This is a genomic window from Arthrobacter sp. 05N33_2 (genome assembly GCF_056397425.1).
In genome coordinates, this window is record NZ_JBFTNJ010000001.1 from 366,922 (window position 1) to 392,609 (window position 25,688).

Annotated in this window: 30 protein-coding genes; 14 read left to right on the forward strand and 16 right to left on the reverse strand. The window is 66.6% G+C overall.

Translation table 11 applies throughout. From position 1 onward, the window contains the following. Positions 1-51: 51 nt before the first annotated feature. Positions 52-1,116 (reverse strand): LacI family DNA-binding transcriptional regulator, encoded by a 1,065-nt coding sequence (locus AC1DHX_RS01685; protein ID WP_476859669.1) that lies wholly within the window; start codon positions 1,114-1,116, stop codon positions 52-54. A 1-nt stretch (position 1,117) separates the two neighbouring features. Continuing rightward, positions 1,118-2,368, reverse strand: coding sequence for a Gfo/Idh/MocA family protein (locus tag AC1DHX_RS01690; protein ID WP_230006160.1), 1,251 nt, complete (start codon positions 2,366-2,368; stop codon positions 1,118-1,120). 171 nt (positions 2,369-2,539) lie between these two features. Here AC1DHX_RS01690 and AC1DHX_RS01695 point away from each other — a divergent pair, with 171 nt between their 5' ends. The 6 genes from AC1DHX_RS01695 to galK all read left to right on the forward strand — a co-directional run bounded on the left by AC1DHX_RS01695 (position 2,540) and on the right by galK (position 10,520). Further along, positions 2,540-3,496 (forward strand): carbohydrate ABC transporter permease, encoded by a 957-nt coding sequence (locus AC1DHX_RS01695; RefSeq protein ID WP_476856738.1) that lies wholly within the window; start codon positions 2,540-2,542, stop codon positions 3,494-3,496. 12 nt (positions 3,497-3,508) lie between these two features. Further along, positions 3,509-4,441 carry a carbohydrate ABC transporter permease gene (locus tag AC1DHX_RS01700; RefSeq protein WP_476859668.1) on the forward strand — a complete coding sequence of 311 codons (933 nt, stop codon included), beginning with the start codon at positions 3,509-3,511 and terminating at the stop codon, positions 4,439-4,441. Positions 4,442-4,512: 71 nt separating this feature from the next. Then, positions 4,513-5,856 carry an ABC transporter substrate-binding protein gene (locus tag AC1DHX_RS01705; protein WP_476859667.1) on the forward strand — a complete coding sequence of 448 codons (1,344 nt, stop codon included), beginning with the start codon at positions 4,513-4,515 and terminating at the stop codon, positions 5,854-5,856. A gap of 126 nt (positions 5,857-5,982) precedes the next feature. Then, the gene (locus AC1DHX_RS01710) at positions 5,983-8,148 is read left to right on the forward strand and encodes an alpha-galactosidase (protein ID WP_476859666.1); all 2,166 of its coding nucleotides are present in this window, start codon (positions 5,983-5,985) and stop codon (positions 8,146-8,148) included. A gap of 66 nt (positions 8,149-8,214) precedes the next feature. Further along, positions 8,215-9,351 carry a galactose-1-phosphate uridylyltransferase gene (gene galT / locus AC1DHX_RS01715; RefSeq protein ID WP_476859665.1) on the forward strand — a complete coding sequence of 379 codons (1,137 nt, stop codon included), beginning with the start codon at positions 8,215-8,217 and terminating at the stop codon, positions 9,349-9,351. Continuing rightward, on the forward strand, positions 9,348-10,520 hold the full coding sequence (galK, locus tag AC1DHX_RS01720; protein WP_476859664.1) for a galactokinase: 1,173 nt from the start codon (positions 9,348-9,350) through the stop codon (positions 10,518-10,520). The genes galT and galK overlap by 4 nt, the downstream gene beginning before the upstream one ends. A gap of 68 nt (positions 10,521-10,588) precedes the next feature. Here galK and AC1DHX_RS01725 read toward each other — a convergent pair whose 3' ends face one another. The 8 genes from AC1DHX_RS01725 to AC1DHX_RS01760 form a co-directional block, all read right to left on the reverse strand. Next, positions 10,589-11,305 carry an urease accessory protein UreD gene (locus tag AC1DHX_RS01725; RefSeq protein WP_476859663.1) on the reverse strand — a complete coding sequence of 239 codons (717 nt, stop codon included), beginning with the start codon at positions 11,303-11,305 and terminating at the stop codon, positions 10,589-10,591. Between the two features lie 299 nt (positions 11,306-11,604). Further along, positions 11,605-12,222, reverse strand: a complete 618-nt coding sequence (ureG, locus tag AC1DHX_RS01730) for an urease accessory protein UreG (RefSeq protein ID WP_476859662.1) — start codon at positions 12,220-12,222, stop codon at positions 11,605-11,607. Positions 12,223-12,256: 34 nt separating this feature from the next. Next, positions 12,257-12,922, reverse strand: coding sequence for an urease accessory protein UreF (locus AC1DHX_RS01735; protein ID WP_476859689.1), 666 nt, complete (start codon positions 12,920-12,922; stop codon positions 12,257-12,259). 126 nt (positions 12,923-13,048) lie between these two features. Beyond that, positions 13,049-13,531, reverse strand: a complete 483-nt coding sequence (ureE, locus tag AC1DHX_RS01740; RefSeq protein WP_476859661.1) for an urease accessory protein UreE — start codon at positions 13,529-13,531, stop codon at positions 13,049-13,051. Between the two features lie 19 nt (positions 13,532-13,550). After that, complete coding sequence (gene ureC, locus AC1DHX_RS01745) at positions 13,551-15,341, reverse strand: urease subunit alpha (RefSeq protein WP_476859660.1); 1,791 nt, start codon at positions 15,339-15,341, stop codon at positions 13,551-13,553. Beyond that, a complete protein-coding gene (locus AC1DHX_RS01750; protein ID WP_476851765.1) occupies positions 15,338-15,688 on the reverse strand; it encodes an urease subunit beta in 351 nt (116 codons plus the stop codon). Before AC1DHX_RS01750 ends, ureC begins: the two co-directional genes overlap by 4 nt. Positions 15,689-15,696: 8 nt before the next feature. Further along, entirely contained in the window at positions 15,697-15,999 is a 303-nt protein-coding gene (locus tag AC1DHX_RS01755) for an urease subunit gamma (RefSeq protein WP_223914842.1), read from the reverse strand. 129 nt (positions 16,000-16,128) lie between these two features. Next, positions 16,129-16,449 (reverse strand): DUF6221 family protein, encoded by a 321-nt coding sequence (locus tag AC1DHX_RS01760; protein WP_230010922.1) that lies wholly within the window; start codon positions 16,447-16,449, stop codon positions 16,129-16,131. Between the two features lie 97 nt (positions 16,450-16,546). Between AC1DHX_RS01760 and AC1DHX_RS01765 the strand changes: the two genes are divergently transcribed. Continuing rightward, a complete protein-coding gene (locus tag AC1DHX_RS01765; protein ID WP_476859659.1) occupies positions 16,547-16,882 on the forward strand; it encodes a hypothetical protein in 336 nt (111 codons plus the stop codon). Positions 16,883-17,188: 306 nt separating this feature from the next. Here the strand turns inward: AC1DHX_RS01765 and AC1DHX_RS01770 are convergent, their stop codons facing one another. Both AC1DHX_RS01770 and AC1DHX_RS01775 read right to left on the reverse strand, forming a co-directional pair. Beyond that, positions 17,189-17,782, reverse strand: coding sequence for a GNAT family N-acetyltransferase (locus tag AC1DHX_RS01770; RefSeq protein ID WP_476859658.1), 594 nt, complete (start codon positions 17,780-17,782; stop codon positions 17,189-17,191). Positions 17,783-17,816: 34 nt separating this feature from the next. Then, a complete protein-coding gene (locus tag AC1DHX_RS01775) occupies positions 17,817-18,524 on the reverse strand; it encodes a VOC family protein (RefSeq protein WP_476859657.1) in 708 nt (235 codons plus the stop codon). 223 nt (positions 18,525-18,747) lie between these two features. Between AC1DHX_RS01775 and AC1DHX_RS01780 the strand changes: the two genes are divergently transcribed. Further along, positions 18,748-19,293 (forward strand): hypothetical protein, encoded by a 546-nt coding sequence (locus AC1DHX_RS01780; RefSeq protein WP_476859656.1) that lies wholly within the window; start codon positions 18,748-18,750, stop codon positions 19,291-19,293. A 351-nt stretch (positions 19,294-19,644) separates the two neighbouring features. Continuing rightward, positions 19,645-20,208 carry a dihydrofolate reductase family protein gene (locus tag AC1DHX_RS01785; RefSeq protein ID WP_476859655.1) on the forward strand — a complete coding sequence of 188 codons (564 nt, stop codon included), beginning with the start codon at positions 19,645-19,647 and terminating at the stop codon, positions 20,206-20,208. 142 nt (positions 20,209-20,350) lie between these two features. Here the strand turns inward: AC1DHX_RS01785 and AC1DHX_RS01790 are convergent, their stop codons facing one another. Both AC1DHX_RS01790 and AC1DHX_RS01795 read right to left on the reverse strand, forming a co-directional pair. Further along, positions 20,351-20,902 carry a GNAT family N-acetyltransferase gene (locus AC1DHX_RS01790; RefSeq protein ID WP_223914846.1) on the reverse strand — a complete coding sequence of 184 codons (552 nt, stop codon included), beginning with the start codon at positions 20,900-20,902 and terminating at the stop codon, positions 20,351-20,353. Between the two features lie 42 nt (positions 20,903-20,944). Next, positions 20,945-21,217 (reverse strand): PLD nuclease N-terminal domain-containing protein, encoded by a 273-nt coding sequence (locus tag AC1DHX_RS01795; RefSeq protein ID WP_476863700.1) that lies wholly within the window; start codon positions 21,215-21,217, stop codon positions 20,945-20,947. 26 nt (positions 21,218-21,243) lie between these two features. Here AC1DHX_RS01795 and AC1DHX_RS01800 point away from each other — a divergent pair, with 26 nt between their 5' ends. Further along, positions 21,244-21,576, forward strand: coding sequence for a hypothetical protein (locus AC1DHX_RS01800; RefSeq protein WP_476859654.1), 333 nt, complete (start codon positions 21,244-21,246; stop codon positions 21,574-21,576). A 68-nt stretch (positions 21,577-21,644) separates the two neighbouring features. On the opposite strand, the gene AC1DHX_RS01805 is transcribed toward AC1DHX_RS01800, so the two are convergent. Continuing rightward, on the reverse strand, positions 21,645-22,400 hold the full coding sequence (locus AC1DHX_RS01805; RefSeq protein ID WP_026538047.1) for a LysR family substrate-binding domain-containing protein: 756 nt from the start codon (positions 22,398-22,400) through the stop codon (positions 21,645-21,647). A gap of 133 nt (positions 22,401-22,533) precedes the next feature. On the opposite strand from AC1DHX_RS01805, the gene AC1DHX_RS01810 reads away from it, so the two are divergent. Continuing rightward, positions 22,534-22,938: a DUF5997 family protein gene (locus AC1DHX_RS01810; protein WP_018775636.1), complete on the forward strand. Its 405-nt coding sequence runs from the start codon at positions 22,534-22,536 to the stop codon at positions 22,936-22,938. A 141-nt stretch (positions 22,939-23,079) separates the two neighbouring features. After that, entirely contained in the window at positions 23,080-23,688 is a 609-nt protein-coding gene (locus tag AC1DHX_RS01815; RefSeq protein WP_476859653.1) for an NADPH-dependent FMN reductase, read from the forward strand. A 28-nt stretch (positions 23,689-23,716) separates the two neighbouring features. Here AC1DHX_RS01815 and AC1DHX_RS01820 read toward each other — a convergent pair whose 3' ends face one another. Next, entirely contained in the window at positions 23,717-24,094 is a 378-nt protein-coding gene (locus AC1DHX_RS01820; RefSeq protein WP_223914848.1) for a VOC family protein, read from the reverse strand. Between the two features lie 196 nt (positions 24,095-24,290). Between AC1DHX_RS01820 and AC1DHX_RS01825 the strand changes: the two genes are divergently transcribed. After that, positions 24,291-24,923, forward strand: coding sequence for a hypothetical protein (locus tag AC1DHX_RS01825; RefSeq protein ID WP_230008241.1), 633 nt, complete (start codon positions 24,291-24,293; stop codon positions 24,921-24,923). 53 nt (positions 24,924-24,976) lie between these two features. After that, positions 24,977-25,615 (forward strand): NADPH-dependent F420 reductase, encoded by a 639-nt coding sequence (locus AC1DHX_RS01830; protein WP_230008242.1) that lies wholly within the window; start codon positions 24,977-24,979, stop codon positions 25,613-25,615. The last annotated feature ends 73 nt before the right edge of the window (positions 25,616-25,688 follow it).

Sequence of the window (25,688 nt, forward strand, 5' to 3'; positions counted from 1 at the left end):
TGCCCGCAGGGAACGACGCCCGGAACCGCAACGACGTGCCCGGCGGGGACCCTACCCGGCCGGCGCGGCAGGCACCGGCGCGGCAGGCACCGGCGCGCAGCCGCAGGACGCGCGCAGGACCAGGTCCACGGGGAAGATCCTGTTCCGGGTGGGAGACACGCCGTCAAAGCCAATGAGCGCTTCGACGGCGGCCTCGGCCATGGCCTGGACGGGCTGCGCGACCGTGCTCAACGGCGGCCAGCTGAACTCCGCCTCAGCCGAGCCGTCGAAGGAGAAGACCGCCAGGTCCTCGGGGACCCGCAGCCCGGCCTCGGACACGGCGCGCAGCAGGCCGACGGCCTGCAGGTCGGAACTGACGAACACGGCGGTGGGTCGGTCCGCGGCCGCGAGCAGCCGCTGCCCGGCCCGGTAGCCGCCCTGCCGGTCGAAGTCACAGCGCAGAATGGGTCCTTCCGGGAGGCCGGCCTCCGCGAGCCCCTGCTGCCACCCGACCTCGCGGGCATCGAGATCATTGCCGGCGTTCATGCCCATGACCAGTGCGATGTTGCGGTGGCCGTGGCCCACCAGGTGCTCGACGGCACGCCGGGAGCCTTCCAGCAGCTCCACGCCGACCGAGTTGAAGCCCGGCACCTCGGTGCTGTGGTTGAGCAGCACGGCGGGGATCTCCGAATGCTCCAGCTCGGTCAGGTCGGGTTCGAACAGCACGCTGGAGAGGAAGACCCCGTCAACGCGGCGGCTCGCGAGGTTCCTGACCTGGCGCCGCTCATTGGCCGCCGATCCGCCCGAGTTCGCCAGCAGCAGGGCATAGCCGCGCGCCGCCGCGGCTTCCTCCACGGCGCGGGCCAAAGTGGCGAAGAAGGGGTTGGTGGTGTCCGGGACCACCATGCCGAGCATCTCGCTGGAGCCAAGTTTCAGTGCCCTCGCCGCGGCGTTCGGACGGTACCCCAGGGCGCTGATGGCCTCGCGGACTTTCGCAGCGGTCACCGGGGAGACCCGCTTGGGGCCGCCGTTCACCACATAGCTGACGACGGCGGTGCTGACGCCCGCCAGCCTGGCCACGTCTTTTCGGGTGATCGTGGGCCTGGCGGAGGCGGGCGAGTGTGGCACAGTGACCATGCTACCGCCGGAGTTCCCCGGCTAAGCCTTCCTCGTTGGTTCCCTGCGCAGGCAGCAGGACGGGGGCGTCGCCGTGGTCCGGGACGGGCAACCGCTCCCCGCCGCGGAGGGCGGACTCGTGCGCCACGATCCCCGGCAGCGTGTAGCGGGCGGCTTCCCAGGCGTTGACGGGCGGGAGCGTTCCCGTGTCGACGGCCGTGGCAAAGTCGTCCACCAGGAAGTGGTGGCTGCCCTCGTGCCCGTTGTGAAGTCCGCGGAACTCGGCCGGAAGCCGGCCGGCGTCATGCACGGGTGCCATTCCGGAGCTGAAGGCGTCCCGCAGTGCCGGTGCGACACTGGCCAGCGAAGGATCGTCGGCAGCCAGCGTGGCCCCGGTGGCCAGTTCCGCGCTGACGTCGGTCACGGACTCCTTGTCCTGCCACACACTGACCGTGGCCAGCTGCTCGAAGCTGGCGTCCGTGCCGAAGTACCGGAAGCGGCTTTCGCGCAGGTGGGAGGGGTAGCCGACGCGGCGCATCTCGTTGATGCGCATGGACCCGCCGGTTGAGAGTTCGAACAGCGCGGTGGCATTGGAGAAGTCGTTGCCGAACATGCTGACATCCTTATCGAACACGCCGTCGCCGCGCTCGTCGGAGACGCCAATGCAGCTGACGCTGACGGCATGGCCGCCGATTGCGCCCAGTACCCCGCCGGTGGAGTGAGTCGGATACAGCATGGGCGGGTAGCTGGCAGTGCGTTTCCAGTCCTCCCCGCCGCTGTACTGGTAGGCCTCGTAGAAGCCGAGATCCATGTCGTGGACGTAGTCGCCCTCGGCGTAGAAGATGCGGCCAAAGGCGCCTTCAGCCTTGCGCTTGCGGGCATAGACGGTGGCGGGGTTGTAGTAGCTTGTCTCGCCCATCATGTAGGTCAGGCCCGTCTCCCGGACAGCCTCGATGATCCGGGCGATCTCGTCCTCGCTGATGGCCATCGGCACTGCCGAATACACATGCTTGCCCGCCCGGAGCGCCTGCAGCACCAGCGGCCCGTGCGTCCAGCGCTGGGTGAAGATCGCCACGGCGTCGAGGCCGCCGTCGAGCATGGCCTCAAAGCTGGGATAGGTCCCCGCCAAGCCGAGCCGCTCCCGGAGGGCCTCGGCCCGTTCCGGCAGGACGTCCGTGACATGGACTTCTGAAATCGCGGGATGGGCGTCGAAGAGTTTGGCGAAGGCGCCTGCGAACTGTCCGGCGCCGACAATGCCTAGTGAGAAAGTCATGCACGCAAGTTTTACACCAGTTTCTACTCGAGTCAATAGCAGAAGATGAGCAGAAAGATTCCTCCCGGAAACATAAAAGAAACGCTTGCGCATAAGAAAGTTACTCGTGTAGATTCAGGCCTCAGTTGTAATCCACGTCACAGCATCCACGTAACTGCGGAGGACCCACCAATGACCACCACAACTGCCCGCGGAGCCGTTCCGGCCCGCAAGGCGCCCGGCACGGGAACGGGCAATGCTGCCCCCCGCGGCCGGCGCCGAACCCGCAGCGACCTGAGGGTCGCCCTTCTCTTCATCGCCCCGGCCTTGCTCGGCTTCGTTGCCTTCTACCTGGTGCCGAGCATCCGCGGCGTCTACCTCAGCTTCACCGAGTACAGCGTTTTGGGCGATCCCACCTGGATCGGCACCAAAAACTACACTGCGATCTTCGCGGACGATCTCTTCTGGAACGCCATGGCCGTGACGGTCCAGTACGTGGCACTGAACATCGGCTTCCAGACCGTCATCGCGCTCGGACTTGCCCTGCTGATGCACAACGTCGCCAAGTCCACGCTAATCCGCGGCGCCCTGCTGCTGCCCTTCCTGGTGGCGAACGTGATCGTCGCGCTGCTCTGGTTCTGGATGCTCGACTACCAGCTGGGAATCGTCAACGAGGTCATCAACTGGCTGGGCCTGCCGCGCATCGCCTTCTTCGGCAGCGAGCAATGGGCCATCCCCACCATCGCCGGCGTCAATGTCTGGCGGCACATGGGCTACACCGCCCTGCTGATCTTCGCCGGCCTGCAGTCCATCCCCAACCACGTGTACGAGGTCGCCTCGCTCGACGGCGCCTCCCCGACCCGGACCTTCTGGAGCATCACGATGCCGCTCCTGCGCCCGGTGCTGGTGTTGGTCCTGGTGGTCACCGTCATCGGCTCCTTCCAGGTCTTCGACACCGTGGCAGTGACCACGGGCGGCGGCCCGATCAATGCCTCCCGCGTCATCCAGATGTACATCTACCAGAAGGCCTTCGGTGAATCCGACTTCGGCTACGCCTCGGCCCTGTCCGTCATTCTCTTCGTCATTCTCGCTCTCGTGGCCTTCGTCCAGATGAAGTTCCTCAAGGGCAACGAATCGGATCTGGACTAAGGAACCCCAGCCATGACTACCCTCGTCCCTTCCCGCAAGAAGCCCGCCACCTCCGCTCCCGCTCCCAGGAAGCCGGTCAACTGGCGCCGCGTCGGCGCCTGGACCCTCGTCGCCATTGCCGTCGCCGTGACGATCGCGCCGTTCCTCTGGATGCTCCGCACCGCACTGTCCAGCAACGCCTCCCTGGCCTCGAACGCCAGCAACCTCCTGCCGGCCGATTTCAGCCTCGGCGCCTTCAAGCGGGTCCTGGGGCTGCAGAGCCCCGAGGAAGCAATCGCCGAGGGAGGCTCCGGCGCCGCCATCAACTTCTGGCTGTACCTGCGGAACTCCGTCATCTTCGCCACCGTCACCACCGCCGGGCAGGTCTTCTTCAGCGCGATGGCCGCCTACGCCTTCTCCCGGCTCCGCTGGCCGGGCCGGAACGTGGTGTTCGGCCTGTTCCTGGCCACCATGATGGTCCCGCCGATCTTCACAGCCCTGCCCAACTTCCTGATGATCAAGAACCTCGGCCTGCTCAATACCTTCGCCGGTCTGGCCCTGCCGTTCCTGTTCATGACCCCCTTCGCCATCTTCTTCCTGCGCCAGTTCTTCCTCTCCATGTCCCGCGAGGTGGAAGAGGCCGCCATGCTCGACGGCGCCAAGCACGTGCGGATCTTCTTCCAGATCGTGCTCCCGAACGCCGCGGCCCCCCTGGCCACCCTTGCGCTGCTGACCTTCATCGGCCAATGGAACGAGTACTTCTGGCCGCTGCTGGTGGGCCAGGACGAAAGCGTCCGCGTCCTCACCGTGGGCCTGGGCGTCTTCAAGTCCCAGTCCCCGCAGGGCGCCCCCGACTGGTCCGGCCTGATGGCCGCCACCCTGATCGCGGCCCTGCCCGTCCTCCTGCTCTTCATCGCCTTCGGCAAGCGGGTGGTCAACTCCATCGGCTTCTCCGGCATCAAGTAACCCCGGCCCAACACGCAGTGCCCCGTTAACAAACATTCCCCTCAAAGAAGCACTTCCATGAAAGGTCCACCATGAAGAAGACCCTCGGCGCCGTCGCTGCCGCTGCAGCCATCGCCATCTCCCTCTCCGCCTGCGGCGGGTCCGCCCCGGCATCCTCCGAAGCCAAGGGGGAGATCAACTACTGGCTCTGGGACGCCAACCAGCTCCCGGCCTACCAGCAGTGCGCCGACGATTTCACCAAGGCCAACCCGGATATCAAGGTCAAGATCACCCAGCGCGGCTGGGACGACTACTGGACCACCCTGACCAACGGCTTCATTGCCGGCACGGCGCCGGATGTCTTCACCGACCACCTCTCCAAGTACCCCGAGTACGCGGCGAAGAAGCAGCTCCTGGCCCTCGATGACGCCGTGGCCAAAGACGGCATCAAGCTGGACAGCTACACCAAGGGCCTGGCCGAGCTCTGGGTCGGCCAGGACGGGAAGCGCTACGGGCTGCCCAAGGACTGGGACACTGTAGGCCTCTTCTACAACAAGGCCATGACCGACTCCGCCGGTCTCACCGCCGAGCAGATGGCTACCCTGGACTGGAACCCGCAGGACGGCGGCAGCTACGAAAAAGCCATCGCCCACCTGACCGTGGACAAGCGCGGCAAGCGCGGCGACGAGGCCGGCTTCGACAAGGACAACGTGGCCGTCTACGGCCTCGGCCTGGAGTCCTCCGGCTCGGGCCAGGGCCAGACGCAGTGGAGCTTCCTCAGCGCCACGACCGGCTGGACCCACACCGACAAGAACCCCTGGGGCACCAAGTTCAACTACGACGACCCCAAGTTCCAGGAGACCATTGCCTGGTGGGCCGGCCTGGCGGACAAGGGCTACATGCCCAAGCTTGAAACCACGGTAGGCGCCAGCATGTCGGACAACTTCGGCGCCGGCAAGGCCGCCATCAACACCTCGGGCGACTGGCTGATCGGCCAGTACACCGGATACAAGGGTATCCAGACCGGCTTCGCACCCACCCCGACAGGACCGGACGGCAAGCGTGCAAGCATGTTCAACGGCCTGGCCGACTCCATCTGGGCCGGCACCAAGAAGCCCGCAGCAGCCACCAAGTGGGTTGAATACCTCGCTTCCACCGCCTGCCAGGACGTCGTAGCTTCCAAGGCCGTCGTGTTCCCGGCTCTCACTAGCTCCTCCGAGAAGGCAGCCGAAGCGTTCAAGGCCAAGGGCACCGACGTCTCCGCCTTCACCACCCACGTCAAGGAAGGAACCACGTTCCTGTTCCCGATCGCGGACAAGGCGGCCAAGGTGGACGGCATCATGAAGCCGGCTATGGACGCCGTCCTCTCCGGCAAGCAGCCGGCCAGCTCCCTCTCGCAGGCCAACGAGCAGGTCAACTCACTTTTCAACAAGTAAGCCTGTTCAACAAGTAAGCCCCTGAAGCCACAGCCGCCCGCAACGGCGGCGCCCGGTGCGCGGGGTCCCCAACCCGGGATCCCGCGCACCAGCACCTGACTTCCGCACTACTGAAAGCGAATCCCCATGCACCCCGTGCACCTGCGTTCTGCCGGCACCAGCGTCCTGCTGGCCTTCGACTCCGGCGAGGCCGAGATCGTCCATTGGGGCGCCGACCTCGGGGAGAACCTCCCCGATCTGGCGATCCTCCACGGGGCCGTCCAGCACTCCGCCCTCGACCTCCCCGTCACCGCCGGACTGCTCCCGCAGGCCTCCTCCGGCTGGGCCGGGCGGCCGGGCCTGCGCGGGCACCGGAACGCCGACGGCGGCCCCGGCCTGGACTTCTCGCCGGCCCTGCGGGTCGTTGCCGCCCAGATGCAGGACGGCGGGCGCACCGTGGTGATCATCCACCGGGACTCCGAGGCCGGACTTGAGGTCAGTTCCGAACTCACCCTGCACCCCGGCGGCCTCCTGGAGCTGGCTCACACGCTGACCAACAGCGGCTCTGCCGAATACCAGCTCGAGGAACTCGCCACGGTGCTGCCGGTGCCGCGGGACGCCACGGAACTGCTCGACCTCACCGGGCGCTGGTGCCGCGAAAACCACCCGCAGCGGCACGCCGTCCAGCAGGGCACCTGGGTCCGCACTGGCCGGCACGGCCGGACCGGCCACGACTCGTCCCTGTTGGTGGCAGCCGGGACCGCCGGCTTCGCCAACCGCACAGGCCAGGTCTGGGCCACGCACCTGGGCTGGAGCGGCAACCACGAGCAGTACCTCGACAGCCTCGCGGACGGCCGGCGCATGCTCGGTGCCGCCGAGCTGCTCGGTTCCGCCGAAGTGGTGCTGCGCCCCGGCGGCAGCTACCGGACGCCGTCGCTCTATGCCGCCTACTCCGGCCGCGGCCTGGACGGCATCACCGAGGCCTTCTACCACTGGTTCCGTGCCCGGCCGCAGCATGTGGACACCACCTCCGGCCGGGTCCGCCCGGTGGTGCTGAACACGTGGGAAGCCGTCTACTTCGACCACCGCCTCGAGCCCCTGCTCGAACTCGCCGAAGCGGCCGCCGGCCTCGGCGTGGAACGCTTCGTCCTCGACGACGGCTGGTTCCGCGGCCGCCGCGACGATCACGCGGGTCTTGGCGACTGGTACGTCGACGAGGGCCTGTGGCCCGAAGGCCTGACGCCGCTGATCGACGCGGTCACCGGCCACGGCATGGAGTTCGGGCTGTGGGTGGAGCCGGAGATGGTCAACCTGGACTCCGACGTCGCGCGCGAGCACCCGGACTGGATCGTGGGCCCGTCGCTGCTTTCCCACAAGGACGGCGGCCGGCTTCCGCACGCCTGGCGCCATCAGCACGTCCTGGACCTCGCCAACCCGGAGGCCTGGCAATACATATACGGCCGCCTCGATGCCCTGTTGCGCGAGAACAACATCGCCTACCTCAAATGGGACCAGAACCGCGACCTCACCGAGCACGGCCGCGGCGGCCGGCCGTCCGTCCACGAACAGACGCTGGCCGCGTACCGTCTCTTCGACGCGCTCAAGGCATCCCACCCGGACGTGGAGATTGAAAGCTGCTCCTCCGGCGGGGCCCGCGTGGATCTCGGCATCCTGCAGCGAACCGACCGGGTGTGGGCCTCGGACTGCAACGATGCCCTGGAGCGCCAGACCATCCAGCGCTGGACCCAGGCCGTCCTCCCCCCCGAACTCGTCGGATCACATATCGGCCCCACCACCTCGCACACCACGGCCCGCACCCACGACATCTCCTTCCGCGCCATCACCGCCCTCTTTGGCCATTTCGGCATGGAGTGGGACATCCGCGCAGCCACGGACGAGGAACGGGCCACGCTGCGCCGCGCCATCGCGCTCTACAAGCGCCACCGCGCACTGCTCCACTCCGGCAAGCGCGTCAACGCAGACACCGCCGAGCCCACCCTGAGCGTCCACGGTGTAGTTGCGCACGACGCCGGCGAGGCCCTGTTCGCTGCAGTGTCCCTGGCCTCCGCCCCGGCTGAAGTCCCCGGACTGGCCTCACTGCCGGGCCTTGACCCGAAGCGGAACTACCGCGTCCGGGCCGAACTGCCTACCCTTCTCGACGGCGACTACGCGCACACCTTCACCCAGATCCGGCCGCCGGCCTGGCTGGAAGACGGGGCCGTTGCCACCGGCGCCTTCCTGCAGCACGTCGGCCTGCCCCTGCCGGTCCTGAACCCGGAGCACGCCCTGCTCCTCCACGTCCAGGCCCTCTGACCGTCCGGTCCCGCCCCCTGCTTCCGGGTCGGGCACCGCACGTCCCCTCACTTTCGAAGGAACCCCATGACCAGCATCATCAGCCGCAGCGACGCCCCGGCGTCGGTGTCCGCGGTGACCAGTACGCGCCTCGCCGACGGGCGCGAACTCCTGTATTTCGACGACACTTCCCATCCCCTGCAGCGCCCGTCAAGGGACCGCCGCGACCTTCCCGAGCGCGGCCCGTCCGGGGAAATCCGGTACGACGCGCTGACCGGGGAATGGGTGGCGGTCGCCGCGCACCGGCAACACAGGACGCATCTTCCGCCGGCGGACGAGTGCCCGCTGTGCCCGAGCACCGACGCGCGGCCCTCGGAGATCCCGGCGGATTACGACGTCGCCGTGTTTGAAAACCGGTTCCCCTCGCTCGGTCCGGATCTCGCCGCCGCCCCGGCAGCGCCGGGCTGGGGTACCCGCGGGACCGCCGGCGGCCGGTGCGAGGTCGTAGCCTTCACGCCCGAGCACACCGGGACGTTCGCCGCCCTCAGCACCCGGCGGGTGCGCACCGTGATCGACGCCTGGGCGCACCGCACCGAGGCCCTGAGCGCGCTGCCCGGCGTGGCGCAGGTGTTCTGTTTCGAGAACCGCGGCCAGGACATCGGCGTGACACTGCACCATCCGCACGGCCAGATCTACGCCTACCCCTACGTCACGCCGAGGACCGCGGTGATGGCCGCGGCCGCCCGGCAGTTCCATGAGGCGGCGGGCGGGACGGCCACCCTGACCGGGGCGATTTTGGCGAGCGAACGTGCCGACGGCGCGCGGATGGTGCTCGAGGGCGATTTTTTCAGCGCCTACGTGCCGTTCGCGGCGCGCTGGCCGCTGGAAATCCATCTGGTCCCGCACCGCCAGGTTCCGGACCTCGCAGCGCTGAACGGCGCCGAGCGTGACGAGCTCGCCGTCCTGTATCCGGACCTGCTGGGCCGCCTCGACAGGCTCTACGGCAGCCCGACGCCGTATATCAGCGCCTGGCACCAGGCCCCCCTTGACCCGGTGCTGCGCCCGTCCGGGTACCTGCACCTGCAGCTCACCTCCCCCCGGCGGGCCGCGGACAAACTCAAGTTCCTGGCCGGCTCCGAGGCCGCCATGGGCGCCTTCATCAACGACACCACCCCCGAAGAGGTTGCGGCCCGGCTCCGGGACGCCAGGAAAGGAACGGCATGACCACCACCGACACCGCAGGAACGGCCCTGGCGGACGCGGTGACGCGCGCCTTTGCCGGCCACTTCGGCCATGACGCCGACGGCGTGTGGCAGGCGCCGGGACGGGTCAACCTGATCGGCGAGCACACGGACTACAACGACGGCCTTGTCCTGCCGTTCGCCATCAACCGCACCACCACCGTGGCCGTGTCGGTCCGGGCGGACCGCACCGTGCGGCTGGCCTCGGCGTTCGCGGCCGCCGACCCGGTCGAATTCGATCTCGATGCCTTCGTCCCGGACCAGGCGGCCGGCTGGTCCGCGTACCCGGCCGGAGTGGCGTGGGAGCTGGAACGTGCCGGCATCACGGTGCCGGGCTTTGACCTGTACGTGACCTCCGATGTCCCGGTCGGCGCCGGGCTGTCCTCCTCCGCCGCCCTGGAATGCGCCGTCGCGTTGGCCCTCTCCGACCTCACCGGAGCGGGCCTGGGCCGGGCCGAACTGGCGGACATCGGGCGGCGGGCCGAAAACAACGTCGTCGGCGCCCCCACCGGGATCATGGATCAGTCCGCGTCGATGCTCGGCACCCGGGACTGCGCGGTCTACCTGGACTGCCGCGACCTCAGCTCCCGCCCGGTGCCGCTCGGCCTGGAGGAGTCCGGGCTTCTCTGCCTGGTGATCGACACCAAGGTCTCGCACGCCCATGCCACCGGCGGGTACGCCGAACGCCGGTCCTCCTGCGTCCGCGGCGCCCGGGCCCTGGGCGTCGGCGCCCTTCGCGACCTTGACGCCGCCGATCTGCCGCGGGCCGGGCGCGTCCTCGACGACGTGACGTTCCGCCGGGTCCGGCACATTGTCACCGAGAACGAACGGGTCGCCCGGACCGCGGAATGGCTCACGTCCCATGGGCCGCTGGCAATCGGAGACCTGCTGGACGCCAGCCACCGCTCCATGCGGGACGACTTCGAAATCTCCTGCCCGGAACTGAACCTGGCCGTTGACACCGCACGCGCCAACGGGGCCATCGGGGCCCGGATGACCGGCGGCGGGTTCGGCGGCTCCGCCATCGCCCTGGTTCCAGTGGACGACGCCGATCAGGTCCGGTCCGCGGTCCTGGCCGGCTTCGCCGCCCGCGGGCTGCAGGCACCCGATGTCTTCGCCGTCCTGCCGGCAGAGGGGGCGCGCCGGCTGTGATCAGGCCGCCGGCCGGGTGGTCAGCGCCCGAAGCCGGCGCAGCGCAGTCCTCTGCTGGGTCCCGGCCATCAGTACTTCCTCAGATCCAGCGGATCCTGGCCGTACCAGCGCTTGCGCAGCAGGGCGGTGGCGGCTCCCAGAACACACCTCAGTTCCTCCGTGCTGTTCGAGAGCGACCTCAGCACCAGCCCGGCCGTTCCCAGCACGGCGGCGGTGAGCGAGATGCCGGTATGGGCGCCGAGCCCGGCCGTGATCTCGTGGAGTTCGTCGGCAAGGGCTTGGTCCACCCGCGGGTCCACCACGATCAGCGACCCCAGATGGCTGAAGCCCTCCATGAACGCCAGGCCCGTCACATCGCCCAGGGGCGGCCGGATGAGCACGTTGTCCAGGGCCAGCAGCCCGCCCGCCTCCCCGACGGACGCCTCCGACTCGACCCGGATCTCGGTCCGCAACCGCAGCTCCTCGTACCGGAACGAGGCCCCGTCCGGCGACCACCCCGGGGTCACAATTTCGGCCATGATGAGGCTCGACGACGGCCGCACCGTCACGTGCGTATTCTGCCGGTAGCTGGCCTCCCGGTAGGCGATCACCTGATCCGGGGCGAGCTCCAGCCGGGCCCCCTCCCCGAGCCGCAGCCGCATCCGCTGTTCGGCAAAGGATCCCGGAGTCCGGTAGATCTTGGTGGCCGACTGCGTGGCGAGCAGCAGCTTAGCCTCATCGGCCACCTCCACGTCAATCACATACAGGTCAGCGCCCAGATAGGCACCGCCAGGATTGACGAGCACATAACAAACCTGCCCGCTGCCATCCAAGTAATGCGGCCGCAAAACCCTCAAAGCCCCCCGATGGAACTGATGCGTGGCAACAGAACGTCCGTCCCGATTTTCGACGACGAGTTCCAGCTCCCCCATCGGCGACTTAACCGCTGAGGCGGCGAGGCCGGATTTTGGGGCCGCGGCGTGGCGGGCACCGCGGGGGGCCCACTGCCGCGAGGGTCCCGACTCGAGCTTGCGAGAGTCGGGAGCGGCTGGGGACGGGCACGGCCCCAAATCCGGCGAAGCCGCCGGACTCCGCACAATCGCCGTCACGACGCCAGGTCGAGCATCAGGACGTCCCGCCGCACCCAGTCGATGACGCGGTCCAGCCCTTCGTCGGTCTTGAGGTTCGTGAAGCAGAACGGCCTCTCGCCCCGGAATTCCTTGGAGTCCCGCTCCATGACGGCCAGGTCCGCGCCGACGTGGGGGGCGAGGTCGGTCTTGTTGATGATGAACAGATCGGACTTGATCATGCCCTGGCCGGCCTTGCGCGGGATCTTCTCACCCTGGGCCACGTCGATTATGTAGATGGAAAAGTCCACCAGTTCGGGGCTGAACGTTGCGGAGAGGTTGTCGCCGCCGGATTCCACGAAGATCACCTGCAGGTCAGGGTGCCGCTTCTTCAGCTCCTCGATGGCGGCCGTATTCATGGACGTGTCTTCGCGGATGGCCGTGTGCGGGCAGCCGCCGGTTTCGACGCCGATGATCCGGTCGATCGGCAGGATCCCATTGGCGGCGAGAATCTTGGCGTCCTCGATTGTGTAGATATCGTTGGTGATGGCCGCCATGGAGATCTCCCGGCTCATATGACGGGTGAGCCGCTCCACGAGCTGGGTCTTGCCGGCACCCACCGGGCCGCCGATGCCGATTTTGACGGGCTCAGACATATTCTTCTCCAGACATATTTCGTGTGTAGCTCGGTTAACTCATGAACATGCGGGCGCGCTGGCGTTCGTGCCGCATTTGCGAAATTTCCAGCCCGGGGCTGACGGCCCCAAAGTCGTCAGGCGTGAGGTGACTGGAGCGCTCGGCGGCGGCAGCTACGCCGTCGGCCGCCTTCCGCAGGATCCGCTGGCCGGCGTTCTGCCCCAGGGGGATCGCCCGGACGGCGTTCTGCGTCAAGGACGTCACCGCGGCGAAAAGATAAGCGGCGAGGGCCTCCGGGAGCGGTACGTTCAGGGACCGTGCGACGACGGCGAACGCCAGCGGCTGATGCCCGGCGACACGGCCGGAACCCACCAGCTCCCGGTACTCCGCCAGATCTGCGGACGGAAAGATCTCGGCGCCGATCTCCAGCAGACGCCCGCCCATTTTGGTACTGGCCTCGCGCAACTGCCGGGGCAACAACTGGGCGGTCAACAACGCATCCAGTTCGGCAACCGGAACGTCCTCATAGAGGAACCGGATTGCCAGGGCGTCCGAGTACGTCAGCTGCTGTGAAATGAACGCCGCCAGCCACACCCCAAAGGACTCCTCGTCGTGCACCAGCCCGCGCTCCACATACGTCTCAAACCCCAGAGAGTGAGCAAACGCCCCGGTAGGCAGAGCAGAATCCGTCAGCTGCTGCAACGCCAACTGGTAATGCATCACGGGAGGTCCCCAAAGGCGAGATCACAAGCCGCCGACCCGGATTTTGGGGCCGCGGCGTGGCGGGCACCGCGGAGCGGGCACGGCCCCAAATCCGGGGCGGCGCCCCCGCCGCGGAAGAGAAAACTAGTGCGAGTGTTCGGCATGGCGGAAGGGGACGGGCATCACGCGCTCCTGGCGGTCGTAGGGCGCTCCGACGTGTTTGAGATAGTCCTCCACGGTGTGGTCGTACTGGCAGACCATCACCTCCGCCCCGTACTCCGAGGAAGCGTCGAAGAACTGGGCCTGCAGGTGCCGGTTGCCCAGGGAGTGGGCCACCACCCCCATCTCGTGGATGGAGCGCGGGGCGATCACCAGGACGTCGGTGGGCAGGACTGACACCACGATCATGTTGGTGCCGGCCACGTGCAGGATGTCGCCGTCGCGAAGGTCCCCGGAACCGGCGGGGAGGCGGATGCCGAGTTCCTTCCCGTGGTCGGTGGTGACGCGCTGGATGCGTTTGACCAGCTGGGCGCTGGGCAGCACCACCTTCTCGCGGTGGAGCCCAAGGTAGGGGTCCGGACCGGGAGGGAGGTCGTGGGTGTTGCCGAGGACCTTTTCGATGATCATGGTGGTCTCCTCTGGAAGCCTAGAAAAGGAAGTAGCGCTGCGCCATGGGCAGCACGTCTGAGGGCTCGCAGGTGACGTCCTCGCCGTCGACGCTCACCTGATACGTTTCCGGGTCCACCTCGATATCAGGGGTGGCGCCGTTGTACTTGAGGTCCGCCTTGGTGAGGTTCCTGATTCCGGACACCGGCCGGATGACCTTCTCCAGTCCGAGCTCCGCCGGGATCCCGGCCTCGATGGCGGCCTGGGAGAGGAAGGTGATGGAGGACTGCTGCAGCGCCTTGCCATAGGCGCCGAACATCGGCCGCATGGTGCGCGGTTGCGGGGTGGGAATGGAGGCGTTGGCGTCACCCATGAGGGCGTAGGCGATCTGGCCGCCCTTGAGCACAAGGTCCGGCTTCACTCCGAAGAACGCGGGGTCCCAGAGCACAAGGTCGGCGAACTTGCCGACCTCCACGGAGCCGATGGAATCGGCCATGCCCTGCGCGATAGCCGGGTTGATGGTGTATTTCGCCACGTAGCGCTTCAGGCGGAAGTTGTCGCTCTCCGCGCCCAGGCCTGACGCGGCCCCGTGGCTGCCGCCGGCAGGATCCTTCAGTACACCGCGCTGCCGCTTCATCTTGTCCGCCACCTGCCAGGTGCGGATGACCACCTCGCCCACCCGGCCCATGGCCTGGGAGTCCGAGGACGTGATCGCGAAGATGCCCAGGTCCTGCAGGACGTCCTCGGCGGCGATGGTCTCGGCGCGGATGCGGGAGTCCGCGAATGCCACGTCCTCCGGGATGTCCGGGTTCAGGTGGTGGCAGACCATGAGCATGTCCAGGTGCTCTTCGATGGTGTTGCGCGTGTACGGCAGGGTGGGGTTGGTGGACGCCGGCAGGACGTTGGGCAGCCCGGCGATCTTGATGATGTCCGGGGCGTGGCCGCCGCCGGCGCCTTCGGTGTGGAAGGTGTGGATCACGCGGCCGTCGATGGCCCGGATGGTGTCCTCCACGAAGCCGCACTCGTTCAGGGTGTCGGTGTGGATGGCCACCTGGACGTCGTACTGGTCCGCTACCTGCAGCGACGTGTCGATCGAGGACGTGGTGGAGCCCCAGTCCTCATGGACTTTCAGCCCGATCGCGCCGGCGCGGATTTGCTCGGCCAGGGGTTCGACGGCGGACGCGTGGCCCTTGCCGAACAGGCCGATGTTGATGGGCAGCCCTTCGGCGGCCTGCAGCATCCGCTGGATGTGCCATTTTCCGGGGGTGACCGTGGTGGCTTTGGTGCCTTCGGCGGGACCGGTGCCGCCGCCGACCATCGTGGTCACGCCGCTGCACAGGGCGGCAGGGACCTGGTCCGGGGAGATGAAGTGGATGTGCGAGTCCACCCCGCCGGCGGTCAGGATTTTCCGCTCACCCGCAATGATCTCGGTGCTCGCGCCGATCACGATGTCCACGCCGTCGGTGATCTGCGGGTTGCCGGCCTTGCCGATCCGGAAGATGTGGCCGTCCCGGAGCGCGACGTCGGCCTTGTAGATGCCGGTGTAGTCCAGCACCACGACGTTGGTGATCACGGTGTCCGGGACTCCGCCGCCGGAATCGGTACTGCCGGAACCAATACCGCCGGAACCGTCACCGTCCCGGGTCACCTGGCCGTTCTGGCCCATGCCGTCGCGGATCACCTTGCCGCCGCCGAACACCACTTCCTCGCCGTAAACGGTAAGGTCCTTCTCGATCTCAAGAAACAGATCCGTGTCGGCCAGGCGGATGGCGTCGCCCGTCGTCGGGCCGTAGAGGTCCGCATACTGCCTGCGGGATAGTTCGAAACTCACTTTGCGTCACCTTCCCCTTCGGAAACAGGGAGTCCGCTCTTGCGGAGTGTGCCGTTGACGGCGTTGCTGAGGCCGTACACTTCCCGTCTGCCCGCGAGCTCGATCAGCCGGACGGTCCTGCTGTCCCCGGGTTCGAACCGCGCGGCCGTGCCGGCCGGGATGTCCAGCCGGCGGCCGTAGGCGGCCGCCCGGTCAAACTGCAGCGCGGAGTTGGCTTCGGCAAAGTGATAATGCGAGCCCACCTGGACGGGCCGGTCTCCGGTGTTGGTCACCGCGACGTCCACCGCCTCACGGCCGGCGTTGATGAGCAGCGGCGCGGAACTGAGCACGTATTCTCCCGGAATCATCGAAGCTCCTAACGGATCGGGTCGTGAACGGTGACGAGCTTGGTGCCGTCCGGGAAGGTTGCTTCGATCTGGACGTCGTGGATCATTTCCGGCACGCCCTCCATCACTTCGTCGCGGCCAAGGATGGTGGTTCCGTAGCTCATGAGCTCCGGAACGGTCCGGCCGTCCCGGGCGCCCTCGATCAGTTCGTAGCTGATCACCGCGACGGCCTCGGGGAAGTTCAGCTTCAGTCCGCGCGCCTGGCGGCGGCGGGCGAGATCCGCCGCAACCACGATCATGAGCTTTTCCTGCTCACGGGGCAAGAGGTGCATGACGGTATCCCTTCAAGAACCAGCCGACTGGCGGACCGCAGAAGGCGCGGTGTGACCAGAGTAGGCCGCGGAGATTTCCTGCAGGTTTCCGGGACCCGTCATCATCTCAGGAGCTAACCGCTGACGGCCCTATCCGGTGATCCGCCAGTGCGCCTGGAATTCGGGGTGGTCCGCATACGGCAGCGCCAGGGTGTGCAGGGAGAGCGTCGTCCATTCGATGACGTCCGGCACCCATCCGGCCTCGGCGGGTTCCTGGCTGACCAACATGGCCAGCACGGACTGGCGTGCGGATTCAATGATGCCGATGAGCTGGCGCTTGGCCTCGCACTCACGGAGCAGGCGGCGTTCATACCACTCGCCGGAGACGGCAAGCGTGGGGTCGCCGAGCAGCTTTAGGGCGACGGCTTCGTCTTCTCTAATGCGCGCGGTCAGGAACTCGACGATGTCCACTCACCGAGCCTATGCGCGCCGGTGCCCACACGGCTACGGCCTGGCGTTTGCCCTTTTTCCTCAGGCCGGCACAAGCCGCGCTTGTTAGGGTGGGTGGATGAAACGACGTCTCGCCGCCCTTGCCGCTGCCGCCTTCTTGATCGGACTTACCGGCTGTGGGCAAGTGCAGGACGCTACCGAAAAGGCCGTCAACGACGGGGCGTCACGGGCTGCGACGGCGGCCGGCAATGAAGTGAAGAAGCAGGCCTGCGCCATCGTGAAGAACGGCCTGGTCAGCGCCAAGGACAAGGAACTGCTGGGCGGTCTTGTCACCAGCGCGGAAGCCGCGGGTACACCCGCTGAGATCACCACCCCGCTGCGCCAGATCGCCGACTCCGGCGACCAGGTTCCGGCCGAATCCGTCAAGGCCCTTCAGGACGCCTGCGCCAAGTAGCAGCCCACGTCTAGCACGGCATGGGTTTCGAGGCACCGGGGTTATGAGACAGGCCGCCCGCAAGGGGACCGTCAGCGGTCGGCGTCGGAATCGGTCCGGTTTGTTGGCCAACGCTAGTCGTGGATTGGCTTGCGGCCAATATCCGCACGGTTCGGGGCGTGCGTGCCGGTGAGGTTCTCGGGTTCGTTCAGGAGAGCCCGGCGACGACCCTGTTTTCGAACACTCTGAGTGTCGGTGATGTTGCGGGATCTCAAGGGCGGCGAGCCGAACCTGACGCCGTCGTGACCAGGCCGTGCGAACCCAGCTTCAGCCGCGGGCCGGCGGGACCGTCTTGCGCATCACGGTCTTGCTCTTGCCGATGTGACGCTCGAACGTGAATCCAGCCTTCTCGAACATGGCCCTCGTACCGTTGTGGAGGAATGAGGACGACGTCCTCTTGCCCGGGGCGAGCTCGTTCGGGAACGAGACCACCTCGCCCCCGCCGGCCTGCGCGATTAGCTCGAGCGCGCCATCCAGCGCCTCCCGCGCCACTCCCGAACGTCGGTGGTCGCGGTCGACGAAGAAGCATGTGATGCGCCACGGTGCCGGCTCGGTCTCGCCCGCGTCGTACTCCTTGCGGTGATAGATGCGCGGCAGCTCGACCGGACTGCCGTACTCGCACCACGCGATCGCGTCGTCGCCGTCGAAGACGAGCGCGGCGTGCGCGACGCCCTCCGCCACGAGTCTCTGCTTGAACGTCGGCCCGTCGTACTCGCTCTTGACGGTGCGCTCCGTGTCGTCGTGGAAATACGAGCAGTAGCACCCACCCCAGACCCCGTTGTGCTTCTGCGCGAGCGCCAGCCACGCCGGGAAGGTCTCGGCCGTGAGCGGCTTGATCACGTGCGAAGTCGTCACGCCCACCTCAGGGGTTGTCTCGGGAACGAGTTGAAGAAAGTCAGGTGGTAGATCTCGTCGCGGGGGACTCGGCGACGCATAGGACTCCTGTGTTGCCGTCCTGGTCGGCGATCACGGTGAGCGACGGCGCGCCGGTGTCATCGACGACAGTCCCGCCCGCGGAGACGGCAGCGGCGATTCGTTGCTCGGCCACTTCGGGCGCCACATAGATCTCGACGTGGAACCGCTGACTCGGGGTCTCACCGGTGTCCCCAAACCACAGGTTCGGTACACGCCCTGTGGCGTCCCGGATCTCGTCGCTGGGCGACCCGTGACCCTGGGCCTCGGCGTTCCCGGTCAACAGGGCGGCCCACACTGGGGCGATGGTCGCGGAGTGGGCCGTATCGAGACCGAGCTCGATGACGCTGACCGAGGCCGGGTCGGCGTCGACCTCGTGGTCGGCGGCGATCTCGGAGATCCGTCGCGCGAGGTCGACGTCCTGCTGGGTTACCCATTCGACGACGTGCTCGGTGCCCTCGTCGTCGCGGTAGATGGCGTCGGCGCTGACCATCTTGAGGTCGACGTACCCATTGCCGATCGACACGCTCGGGTGGTGTCCGAGCGCATCGCCCGCCTCGCCTACCGCGGTAACGAACCGTGCACCGGTGCCGAAGTCGTCGACCAGGTAGCGGGCATGGAGTCCCTGGGCCAACTTGCGCCAGTCGGTCAGCCTGGCCTCGGCGATCTCCTCGCCGTTCAGCATGTCCATGTTCGGGACCTCATCTGTGATTCAGTCTCAGCGCTGGAGCTCGTCATTTGTAAGTGCCTCCCGCCCCTTTGCCAACAGTTAAGCCGATACCAGACGCATCTTCAAGGGAAGTCTGCGCCTGCTGCCCAAGCAAGGGCGTCTCCACGAGCGCGGATACTGGGCAACCGCCCGTAAGCCGGTCCCTCACCGGCCGCTTTCCTAACATTTCCACTACGGTGCAAGGATGATCGCTGACTTCATGAGAGACGATGCTCGGTCACTGCCTGCGCATCCGGCCCCAGCTGAGGTGACTGCTCTGCGGGTGTGGCAATGCAAATACAAGTCCCTGGCAGGCCTATCGGAATTCGTCAATCTGAAGACCCTTGTCATTGCAACATATCCGGATATGGGCCTGGCGTCCTTGGGAGGTCTGGGCCGGCTCGATTATCTAAGCATCATGCACTTGCCTAACGTGTCGGACCTCGGCCCGCTCAGTCAACTGCAACGTCTAAGAACGATAAGACTCAGCACACTGCCTAGTTGGGACTCATCTGGGAAGAAAACAATCGTTCAATCGCTGGCCCCGCTAACGGAGTTACCGGTTCTGGCGCACATTGAGCTCTTCGGGGTGCTCCCCGAAGACGGCACACTCAACGTCTTGGAGAACTGTCCGTCTCTGGAAACAGTCCGCGTGAGCAAGTACAGGAAACCTGAGACCGAACGCTTCTACCAAGTCACGGAAATTCCCAATTCATTCGCGCCCTCACCAGACTTACCTGGCTGGTCCTGATACGCAGATATTTGACCGCATAGGACGGCGATCAAGATTCGTGCGCCATATACAGACGTGAGAATGGGCTACCCCGGCTTTCGTTAGCTCTTTCCTGAAGCGCCGGATGACTGGAGGTGTCCAGTGAAGGATCGTTGGGTGGGACACGTCAAGACGGGTTTCGATGCTCCGCAACGTGTCCGTAAGCCGACCCCTCATCGGGCAGCTCAGTTGAAACGCGGACCGAAGGCTATGGCATCCAGACCATGGGCGGTTACGGTGGCTCCAAGAGGGACAGGATGCTGCCGATCATATGCGGGACGACAGAGTTCAATGATGCCCTCGACCACGACAAGACGGAAGGCTGGCGCCGTGCGAAAACTGATCTACGGCATGAATCTGACCTTGGACGGCTACATCGCCGCGGCCGGCGACGACATCAGCTGGGGCGGGCCGAGCGACGAACTGTTCCAGTTCTGGCTCGACCAGGAGCGGGCCAGCAGCCTGTCGTTGTACGGCCGCAAGCTCTGGGAGACCATGAGCTCCTACTGGCCGACCGGCGACCAGCAGCCCAACGCCACCCTGGCGGAGATCGAGTTCGCGCGGAACTGGCGGGACACGCCGAAGGTGGTGTTCTCCTCGACGATCGACAAGGTCGACTGGAACACCCGCCTGGTCACCGGCGACGCGATCGCCGAGATCACCCGGCTCAAGGCCGGCGACGGCGGACCGATGAGCGTCGGCGGCGCAACGCTCGCCGGGGCGGCCATGCGGGCCGGGCTGATCGACGAATACGCGCTAGTCACCCATCCGGTCGTGGTGGGCGGCGGCACTCCGTTCTTCACCTCGCTCGACAGCTGGGTGAACCTGAATCTGGTGGAGACGCGGACGTTTCCCGGCGGCGTGGTCCTGACCAGGTACGAGACGAGGCGCTGAGCGCGATTGCTCCGCGCGGTCGGGGAAGTACTTCACCACCCGCGGCCCCACGTCGACGGGCAGCAGATAATCCGGAATGTGCCTGCGCACCGCTGCTGCGAAGCTCCGGCTGGGCAGAATGCAAACACCAGCCGAGATGCCGTTAAGGTCGCGTTGTCGCATAGAGCAGCATGTCGCGCCGGGTGTTACCAATCTCCTGGTGGCTGCGGAGCAGGCCCTCCCGCTGGAAACCAGACGCCTCGGCAACGCGACTTGAGTTGCTGTTCCACGGCTCGATGTACAGCTCGATCCGGTGCAGAGTGGGGATGGTCCAAGCGAACGCGGTCAGTGCCTTTAACGCGCTGGTGGCAATCCCGCGACCCCGGTGCGCGGGGGCAACCGAGTAGCCGACCGTTGCGCGGCCGGCCGACATGTTCTGAAGCCACAGTCCGATCGCACCGACGGCGTTGTCGGATTCGGCATCGGCGATGGCGAAGGACAGCCCTTTTCCTTCGGCGAACCGGCCGCGCTGCCGGTAGATCCACTCCAGAGCCTGCTGTGCCGTGGGGAGTGCGGGAAGGCTGCCAATGAGAGGGATGTAAGGATCGTCTCCCAACTCGGTGGCGAGATGTACGTCGTCGTCGGTGAACTCGCGCAAAACGACTGAACCGTAGGTCGGTGGTGTGGTCGGCCAGGACGGTAAGTGCTCAGTCATGCGTCGATTATCGTCGTGATCATAGTCCCGGGCTGCTCAGATTCACCCGATCATGCCGCTTCTCGCGTGATCGCGGAGACAAAAACTGGATGTTTCTCTGCGCCCAACCAAAAACCACAGAACCGAGCCAAGTAGCGGTACTGCAAGAACGATGAGGGCCCAAACGACAGTACCGCCAGTGGTGTGAGTCCTATTGCGCGCAATGCTCACGAGCGCTGCAATGAACAAGATTGCGTTCAGGGTCAGCGGGAATCCCATGATGCCCCATGACGGCACCAGTGGATTTACTTCCGATGTAGAAAGCGCCAATATCATTTTTCCCCAAGGTAGTGCGGCTACTGATGCTCAACCATATCGCCAGCTCTTGGCACTATCTGGGAATACCAACAGCGCAACAGCCACGGCGCTGCGGCAGCCTTAGCTCCTCGCTAACGTTTTGTAGGGGGTCTCCTCAAGTGATTGGAAGCGTCTCGTTAGCTTCCGAAACTCCGAAAATATTGATTCCGGCGGTCCTCACGGCAGCAACCGTGGCTGTCGCCCTGATCTTCGGTGTTTTTGAACTGGGCCTCCTTCATTCGGCAGCAGTTGCCATTCTCGTGGGAATCTATTTGAGTTCTGTTGCCCTTTTTGGAGGATGTATTTTGATGGTGATAGAAACGAACCTGTCCGCATGAGCGGGCCAATCTGACGGCCTATCTTCGCCATTCCCGCAACGGCTGAGCGCCACGTCAACTCCACAGGCCTAGCGTTTCCCCTTCTTCCGGGATCCCTTGCCGCGGCCCTTGTCCGGGTTGGGAGCGTAGCGCTGCGCCACCTTGGGCTTCTTCGCGGCTCCGGTGCCGCGCCGGTCCGGCTTGGGCTCGCGTTTGGGTTTCTCCTGCTGCGCCGAGGGCTGGCGGGAGCTCGCGGCGGTGCGTCCGCGGACAATACCGATGAATTCCTCGATGACCTCGTCCGTGGCGTCGCTCGGCCAGGCCAGGGCGATCTCCGTGCCGGGCGCCCCCGTGAGTTTCCGCGCCACGGTGTCCTTGACGTTGAAATGCCGGGCCACGGACATCGGCAGGATCACCAGCCCGGCACCGGACGCCACCACCTGCAGCGCCATTGCCGGGCCGCCGAGCTCCTGCACATCGAGAAACGTCTCGGCGGACAGGTCCGCCAGGTCCACTTCTTCAAACAAGGAGACCTCGTGCCCCTTCGGTGCCACCACCACGGGCTGCTCCTCGTAGAGCGGGATCACGCTGAGGCCCTCGCGTTCCACCGGGAGCCGGACGAAACTCAGGTCCGCGGAACCGTCGCGGAGCACGGACAGTTGCGCGCCGTCGTCGGACATAAAGGAGTGCAGCGGAACATCGGGCATCCGTTCTTCCCAGCGGCGGATCCATTTGCCCGGTGTCACACCGGCGACGTACGCGAAGCGCAGCTCCCGCCCGACTGCGACGGCTGGGACGACGGCGGTTTCGTCGGGGGTCTGGGATGGTTCTTCTGCTGCGGACACATGTTCACAGTACCGCCCGGGGTGGCGCGGGGGTCCGCCGCGATGGCGGCACCGTGCTGATCCGGTGCTGGTTTGGTACTGGGTTGGTGCTGGGTTGGTGCCCTGCGGGCGTGCCGCCGGATACCCTTGGACTATGACCTCTGCAAACTCCCAGTCCATGAAACCGGCCACCGTTGCCAAGAAGCTTGGCATCTACCTGCCGGCGACACCCCAGGAGTTCCAGGATTCAACCATCACCCGCGCTGATTTTGCCGATCTCCAGGCCAACCCGCCGGAGTGGCTCGCGGAACTGCGCCGCAACGGCCCGCACCCGCGCCCCGTGGTCGCGCAGAAGCTCAACGTCTCCATCGCCGGCCTGGCCCGCGGTGGTGTTGAGGAAGCGCTGACGACGGCGGAAATCACCGCACTGCTTCAGGCTCCCCCGGCCTGGCTGGTGGCCGAGCGCGCCACCCACGCCGCCGTCCGCGCCGAGGCCCAGCGGGTCAAGGACGAGGCCGCCAAGAAGGACGCCAAGAAAGCCCGCGCCAAGGCCGAATAGCGGCACGCGCTTTCTCCCGGCCCCTCTTTTCAACCCGCGGACGCAGGACTACGCTCGCGGAATGGGTCGGGGCCGCCGGTCCGATCCCCTCCATATCCCAATTCACCTGCCACCGGCGGCGTATCGGGAAGGAACAAGGCCATGGGCTTCAAGATCGGATATTTTGTCGGGAGCCTCTCGAGCAATTCCATCAACCGCACCTTGTCCAGGGCGCTGATCCGGCTTGCACCTTCGGAACTGGAGTTCACGGAGATCCCCATCAGGAATCTGCCGTTGTACAGCCCGGATTTTGATGCCGCTTTCCCACCCGTTGGGCAGGCCCTCAAAGATGCCATCTCGGCTTCCGACGGCATCCTGTTCGTCTCGCCCGAATACAACCGGTCCATCCCCGGAGCGCTCAAAAACGCCATCGACTGGGGATCCCGGCCCTGGGGCACGAACTCCTTCGCCCGCAAGCCCACCGGGATCATCGGCGCCTCCCCGGGCGGCATTGGGACGGCCGTGATGCAGTCCTCTTTCCGCAGCGTGCTGAGCTTCCTCGACGCGCCGCAGCTGAATGCTCCGGAGGCCTACATCCGCTTCGTCCCGGAGGCCTACGGCGAGGACGGTGAGGTCAAGGACGAGGCTACGGCCGGGTTGCTGCGCCACTATATGGAGGAGTATGCCTCCTTCGTGGCCCGGGTCCTGGCCGCCAATGCACCGGGCCATATCGGCGACGAGCACCCGGACAAGGACAAGACGAGCCGTTAGGCAGAGTCGGGGCGCGGTGGTCCGGCATCTAGTCCTGGTGCAGCTGCACGAAGTTCCCGCAGCCGTCATCCAACACCACACTGGTCCCGCCGGGCCCCTCGGACGGTTCCCCCTGGAACATCACGCCCTTGGCCGCAAGCCGGTCGTATTCGGCGCGCACGTCCGGCACGCCAAAGACGATCGCGGGAATCCCGGCGTCGTGCAGACCGTTCATGTAGGCCGCGCCGATCGGGTTGTCACTGGGTTCCAGCAGCAGTCCGGCGCCTCCGGCACCATCCGGATCCTTGATGATGAAGAGGTTGTGCTCCGGCATGGCCATCAGCGTTTCGAAGCCCAGCGTGCCGGTGTAGAACTCATGGGCCGAGGCTGGATCCTTGACGTGGATACTGCACATTTTCAGTCGCATGGCCCCTAGGCTACGCCGGGAGGCTCGGCGTAGGAACCGCGACGCGGCCTCCGCACCGGCCCTGGCGCCTGGGTTTGCGTCCGCGCTGGCGCCGGGCATTGCCCCGGCCCGGCAGGCATTGACGGCCCCGCCGCCAGGGATTCCAATGGAACTAGCGGAACAGCGCCCGCCCGGGACCGTTCCGGGGAGGTGTGCAATGACGCTTTCACTATCCGGCGCCCTGGCGGCCTGGCAGTTCCTGGCCCTCGCCATTCTGGTTGCCGGGGCAGCTTTCGCCTCGGTCTATTTCGCCCGCAAGCACCTGGCGGCCGACGACGGGCCTTCCGAAGGCGCGGACGGCGCGTTTTGGGACGCATTCGCCGGACTCGCCGTCATTGTGCCCGCCATCGTCCTGGCCTCTTCCACATGGCCCTGGGCCGGCCTGGCGCTCGGGATGCTGGCCGCGGGGGCTGCCCTGGCGGCCGTCGCTGCGGCACCCCGGCTGCTCCGCCGGCAGGAAGCCCGCCGGGCCAGCCGGGAAACCCGGCTCTTGAACGAGGCGGCCGCCGCACGGCACCGGAGCGCCCTCGCCCGGTGGCAGCGGTACGAACTGGATCCGGGGTTCTCGATTGACTATCCCGCGATGAGCGATACCCGGCAACCGGAAACCGCGGCACTGATCCGGGCGATCAAGGCCGCCGAGGGCCTCGGCGGCCGTACGGACCGCGCCTGCACCGATGCCGCCTACGCCCCGGCCGTGGAACGGCTGGAACATGCCCTCGCTGCCGCCGAACGCGCGGCCGGCGTCAGCGCCGCCGGGCCGCCTGGCCCGGACCACGCGCACGGCTGATTCCCCGGAATTGCCGATCCGGCAGTTCGCGGCCACCTTGGAAAGGTTCCATCATGACTGACATCACGATCATCGGCAGCGGCAACATGGCACGGGCGATCGGGACCCGGGCTGTCGCCGCCGGGCGCTCCGTCCAGATCCTGGACCGGACGCCGGAGAATGCCGCCAAGCTCGCTGCTGAACTTGGCGGCACCACCAGCTCCGGCGGCCTGAGCGAGGTTCCCGAGGGCGACATCGTCGTCCTCGCGCTGTACTTCGGCCCCGCCAGGGAAGTTGCCACGCATTTCGGCGACACGCTCAGCGGCAAGACGGTGGTGGACATCAGCAATCCGATTGACACCGAAACCTTCGACTCGCTGGTGGTCGCCCCGGGGACGTCGGCGGCGGAGGAAATCGCCGGACTGCTCCCGGGCGCACGGGTGGTGAAAGCCTTCAACACCACCTTTGCCGGCCCGCTCGGGTCCGGGGCAGCCGGCGGCCAGCCGATGGATGTCTTCATCGCCTCGGACTCCGAAGAGGCCCGCAACGAGGTTGCGGTCTTCGCCGAAGCCGCTGGGCTGCGTCCGCTCCAGGTGGGCGGACTGCGTCACGCCCGAGAACTCGAGGGCTTCATGCTGCTGGTCATGGCGCTGCAGGCCAACCCCGCGTATCCAACCTTCAACTGGGGCACCGGCCTGAAAATCACCGACTAGGAGCAGTCCGGTCCCGATCGGCCGTCATCAGCCCAGAGCGGTGATATCGAGCGGCAATATCCACCGGTGAGAC

Bases quoted from the DNA above. Each gene is read 5' to 3' on its own strand.
- AC1DHX_RS01765 (WP_476859659.1), top strand. From the start codon at position 16,547: ATGAAACGACGTCTCGCCGCCCTTGCCGCTGCCGCCTTCTTGATCGGA.
- galT (WP_476859665.1), top strand. From the start codon at position 8,215: ATGACCAGCATCATCAGCCGCAGCGACGCCCCGGCGTCGGTGTCCGCG.
- AC1DHX_RS01795 (WP_476863700.1), bottom strand. From the start codon at position 21,217: ATGATATTGGCGCTTTCTACATCGGAAGTAAATCCACTGGTGCCGTCA.
- AC1DHX_RS01695 (WP_476856738.1), top strand. From the start codon at position 2,540: ATGACCACCACAACTGCCCGCGGAGCCGTTCCGGCCCGCAAGGCGCCC.
- AC1DHX_RS01815 (WP_476859653.1), top strand. From the start codon at position 23,080: ATGGGCTTCAAGATCGGATATTTTGTCGGGAGCCTCTCGAGCAATTCC.
- galK (WP_476859664.1), top strand. From the start codon at position 9,348: ATGACCACCACCGACACCGCAGGAACGGCCCTGGCGGACGCGGTGACG.
- AC1DHX_RS01810 (WP_018775636.1), top strand. From the start codon at position 22,534: ATGACCTCTGCAAACTCCCAGTCCATGAAACCGGCCACCGTTGCCAAG.
- ureG (WP_476859662.1), bottom strand. From the start codon at position 12,222: ATGTCTGAGCCCGTCAAAATCGGCATCGGCGGCCCGGTGGGTGCCGGC.
- AC1DHX_RS01775 (WP_476859657.1), bottom strand. From the start codon at position 18,524: ATGGACATGCTGAACGGCGAGGAGATCGCCGAGGCCAGGCTGACCGAC.
- AC1DHX_RS01830 (WP_230008242.1), top strand. From the start codon at position 24,977: ATGACTGACATCACGATCATCGGCAGCGGCAACATGGCACGGGCGATC.
- AC1DHX_RS01820 (WP_223914848.1), bottom strand. From the start codon at position 24,094: ATGCGACTGAAAATGTGCAGTATCCACGTCAAGGATCCAGCCTCGGCC.
- ureE (WP_476859661.1), bottom strand. From the start codon at position 13,531: ATGATCATCGAAAAGGTCCTCGGCAACACCCACGACCTCCCTCCCGGT.
- AC1DHX_RS01735 (WP_476859689.1), bottom strand. From the start codon at position 12,922: ATGCATTACCAGTTGGCGTTGCAGCAGCTGACGGATTCTGCTCTGCCT.
- AC1DHX_RS01750 (WP_476851765.1), bottom strand. From the start codon at position 15,688: ATGATTCCGGGAGAATACGTGCTCAGTTCCGCGCCGCTGCTCATCAAC.
- AC1DHX_RS01790 (WP_223914846.1), bottom strand. From the start codon at position 20,902: ATGACTGAGCACTTACCGTCCTGGCCGACCACACCACCGACCTACGGT.
- AC1DHX_RS01825 (WP_230008241.1), top strand. From the start codon at position 24,291: ATGACGCTTTCACTATCCGGCGCCCTGGCGGCCTGGCAGTTCCTGGCC.
- AC1DHX_RS01705 (WP_476859667.1), top strand. From the start codon at position 4,513: ATGAAGAAGACCCTCGGCGCCGTCGCTGCCGCTGCAGCCATCGCCATC.
- AC1DHX_RS01800 (WP_476859654.1), top strand. From the start codon at position 21,244: ATGCTCAACCATATCGCCAGCTCTTGGCACTATCTGGGAATACCAACA.
- AC1DHX_RS01690 (WP_230006160.1), bottom strand. From the start codon at position 2,368: ATGACTTTCTCACTAGGCATTGTCGGCGCCGGACAGTTCGCAGGCGCC.
- AC1DHX_RS01755 (WP_223914842.1), bottom strand. From the start codon at position 15,999: ATGCACCTCTTGCCCCGTGAGCAGGAAAAGCTCATGATCGTGGTTGCG.
- AC1DHX_RS01780 (WP_476859656.1), top strand. From the start codon at position 18,748: ATGATCGCTGACTTCATGAGAGACGATGCTCGGTCACTGCCTGCGCAT.
- AC1DHX_RS01685 (WP_476859669.1), bottom strand. From the start codon at position 1,116: ATGGTCACTGTGCCACACTCGCCCGCCTCCGCCAGGCCCACGATCACC.
- AC1DHX_RS01700 (WP_476859668.1), top strand. From the start codon at position 3,509: ATGACTACCCTCGTCCCTTCCCGCAAGAAGCCCGCCACCTCCGCTCCC.
- AC1DHX_RS01710 (WP_476859666.1), top strand. From the start codon at position 5,983: ATGCACCCCGTGCACCTGCGTTCTGCCGGCACCAGCGTCCTGCTGGCC.